Annotated in this window: 2 protein-coding genes; both read right to left on the reverse strand. The window is 40.8% G+C overall.

Going from position 1 to position 3,940, the window contains the following annotated elements; all coding sequences use genetic code 11:
- Positions 1-1,180: tryptophan halogenase family protein (locus L1D50_RS21990; RefSeq protein WP_239966840.1), on the reverse strand; the 1,180-nt coding region annotated here is incomplete at its 3' end.
- A gap of 94 nt (positions 1,181-1,274) precedes the next feature.
- Positions 1,275-3,806: a TonB-dependent receptor gene (locus L1D50_RS21995; protein ID WP_128725267.1), complete on the reverse strand. Its 2,532-nt coding sequence runs from the start codon at positions 3,804-3,806 to the stop codon at positions 1,275-1,277.
- Between the last annotated feature and the right edge of the window lie 134 nt (positions 3,807-3,940).

The raw sequence follows: 3,940 nt of genomic DNA on the forward strand, positions 1-3,940 counted from the left end.
ACTCAATGGTTTTATTCCACCGAAATAAAAAAGATTGATTAAATTGCTTCTCTATAAACTCAAATTCATGCTGTGAATGAGGAAATTTGTCACATAACATATTTACAGCGGCTTCCACTAAAAAAATAGCTGACGCTTCTAATGGCTCTACAAACGCAGCGGAAAGCCCAATAGCGACACAGTTTTTGTGCCAGAATTTTTCTCGATAACCAACTTGAAATTCTAAATGCTTCGCAGAAATGTCGTCGGTATTAATACCTGCGTACTCTCTAATGCGTTGCTCTGCACAACCCTTACTGATATATTTATCACTATAAACAAACCCGATCCCTCGCCTAGATTGCAATCCTATATCCCAAATCCAACCCTCAGGCTGAGCAGTAGAAATCGTTTCACAAGCAATAGGACTGTTGGGGTTTTCATAAGGAACTTGCAAAGCAACAGCTCTATTTACAAATAAAGTATGCGATAGGTCAACGAACGGTACTTTCATTGCGTCACCAAGCAATAAACATTTAAAGCCTGTACAGTCGATGAATAGGTCGGCGTGTAATTTTTCACCCGTGACCGTTTCTACATATTCAATACTACCATCACTCTGAACGCTAACATGTCCAATATCAGCGATAATGTGTCGGACTTTCATTTTGTTTACAGCTTTATCTTTTAATAGATTGGCAAATTTAGCTGCATCAAGGTGATAGGCATACCCTTGTAGCCCTTCATATTGAGGTGTCGTGATATTTTTAGGTGCTTTACCCTGCTCACAGACATCTCCTTGCATACTGACAGCTTCAGAGTATGGTACTTCTCCAGCAATACCGCTCGACCAAAAGGGTGCAAGGTTAAACTCCCAAGGATCGTAAAGTGATGTAAACAAATGGCGGTAATAAATGTCCTCGTTTTCATCAGCCACTTTTTTCCAATTTACAAACTTAGCGCCCTGCTTGAAGGTTGCATCACAGGTATTTAAAAATTCAGTTTCACAGATATCAAGAGTTTTTAGCGTATCTCTGATCGTTGGCCAAGTCCCCTCACCCACACCAATAGTTGGAATATTGGCTGACTCAACAATACTCACTTCTATGTCACTGCCGCTATCAATAAATTGTTTGGCAAGTCTAGCTGCTGTTAACCAACCGGCGGTACCACCTCCAACAATTAATACTTTTTTTACCATGCCACTACTCACTTATTTACCTAATCTACTTTAGCACTATCTATAAAAAAGGAAGGCCTAAGCCTTCCTTCTCTTTTTGGCAAACCTAATTTGCTTAGAAACGGAATGAAGCACCAACGAAGTAGCGTCGACCATTCTCAGCGTTGAATTTAGTATTGTTAGTTATACCTGCTGTGGTGTGCTCAACTTCATTTAAAAGGTTAACGGCTTCAAAAGAAACGTCAATGTTTTCCGTTACATGATAAACAATTGACGCGTCTAAATAGCCTCGAGAACTAGCAACATCTGGAGTACCAAATGTAGAGCCATTGAAGAACTCATCACGCCAGTTATAGGCTAAGCGTGCTGCAATTAGATCGTTTTCGAAATAACCTGAAATGTTGAATGTATTTCTAGAATTACCAACTAAGTCAGCTTTCTTACCATCTTTATCTTCGCCTGAAGCATCTGAGTATGTGTAGTTAGTTACAATACCAAAGCCATTACCAAAGTCCTGCTGATACTGAACTTCAATACCCTCAACATTACCATTACCACCATTTTCTTGAGTTGTTACAGTCCATATTCCCGGATTATCAGCGTCTGGAACAAACTTCTCTACCGTCGCAGGCAGTACGAACGACTCTAATGATTTACTAAAGAATGTAACTGAGAGCATTGAAGACTCGTTAAAATACCATTCAGCACCAAAGTCAAACTGAGACGCTCGGAATGGATCTAGCTCAGGGTTACCCTGGTTCACAAGCTGTAATGTAGGATTGGAGCCTGAGTACGCTGGACTCAAATCAGTATACTTTGGTCGTGCAAGTACTTTTGCGGCAGCGGCGCGGAGAATCACATCTTCTGATAAATTATACGCGATATTTACACTTGGTAGCCAATCGGAGTATTCGCTTTCATGCTCTACTAGTTTAGTTAGAGAAGGGTCATAAGCAATTGCAGTTAAATCAGTTGAAACATGGCGTAGACCTATGTTCCCTCGATAGTTTTCACCACTAAAGTTACCTTGAACATAAAAGGCCAAATGATCTTCTTCTAGCTTGGAGTAACCAGTTCGGTCTTCAAATTCAGAAACACCGGCGTCAGAATACATAAAGTTAAGCAATTTTGCGTGGTCTGGTTTTAAAAACTTATCAACCGTTGCATCAGGTCCTGATTCCGGAAGCATTGATTCTGTCAGACCACCATTAAAATCTGCCACTGTTTTATTGTCAAAAGCACTTTGATTTGTGAAATTTGATGCAATTTTCTTTTGACCAGTTTCATGATCCCTTACTTTAAACCCTGCTTCAATCGAAGTGAAGTCACCAGAGTCTAGGTGATATTTAATATCTGCTTGTAAATACGCTTCTTCATCATACTTGGGGCTTCGACTAAATGAAGGGGCCATAAACTCATCATTTGCTAACTTCAGAGCTGAAGCATCTGTTCCGTCTAGGTTTAACCAACGGTGACCCAACCCTTTTGAAGTAATTTCAAACTCAGCATCTGAATATCCACCCCACTGTGCACCAACTTCTTTATCAGTGCCGCCTGTTGCTTCTGTTTTACCAAACTGTACAGTTAGTGTGTAGGCATCCGTTTCGTAGTTAACCGTAAAGTCTAGTACCTCTGTTTCCATCGTGGCTTCACGATAGTAAGCATCGATCACAGCATCATAATCAGTGGCGCCGTCAGTTCTATGAATACCTTTAACCGGCAGATCATCGTTAGTAGCAGTGACCTCTAAATCCGCACCAGAACGCCCAGGCATAATCAAGTAGTTACTATTTTGGTTGTTTGCCTTTAGCTCTGTAGTGAAATAGTGAGCAACCATATCTAGCGAATCATTAGGTGCCCATTGAGCAGTAATGTCATATGCCGTGCGCTCACGTTCCTGATCAAAATGCGCAACACCATTACCCCAAGTCCAATAGTTCTCACCTTGGTGACGGACAGTATGACGCTCGGCAGAAGAAATAGCTCCTAGAATACCAAAAGTCTCATCTTCATTTTTCCAGCTTGCTAAACCTGAAAAAGCAGGGTCTGTACTCTCTGATAGTTCGGAATACTGTGCTTCAACAGAGCCAAAAAAGCTATTAGATTCCAAATCTAGAGGTTTGCGTGTACGCATGATTATAGTACCGCCCACACCACCTTCATCTAATTTTGCTTGAGGCGTTTTATATACTTCTAGACCTGAAACCATTTCAGATGGCATCAGCTCAAAGTTAAATGAACGACGGGCTGGATCTAAAACGTACCAACCTGTTGACGCAACCGATTGGCCATTTAATTGTGTTTTGGTTAAATCAGGATCAGTACCCCTAATGGAAACTTGAGAACCTTCACCAAAATCTTTGCTAATTTGTACACCAGAGATACGCTGTAGAGAATCAGCGATGTTCTTATCTGGGAAGTCACCAATATCTTCAGCAGTCACCGCATCAACAACGGAGTTGGCAAATCTTTTCGTGTTCATTGACGCTTCTAAAGAGCGGCGAATACCGCGAACTTCAATGACTTCTACGTTTTCTTGTACTTGATTTTGACTTTCTTCTGCAGCAACAACGCCTGAAAAGCCCGCACCTAGTGCGATGCTGACGTTAACTGCAAGTAAGCTTTTTTTGAAATTATTAGCTAACACAGGATTCCCCTTGAATCATTTTGTTGGTTTTTTAAATCACTTCTGCCCAGTGATGATGACAACGCTGTCATCTAATAACAAACCATACACCCTAAATTACATATTCGCTACAATTTTTTTGGCCTGTTATTCAA

Source organism: Pseudoalteromonas sp. Isolate6 (assembly GCF_022398435.1).
Classification (GTDB): Bacteria; Pseudomonadota; Gammaproteobacteria; order Enterobacterales; family Alteromonadaceae; genus Pseudoalteromonas; species Pseudoalteromonas galatheae.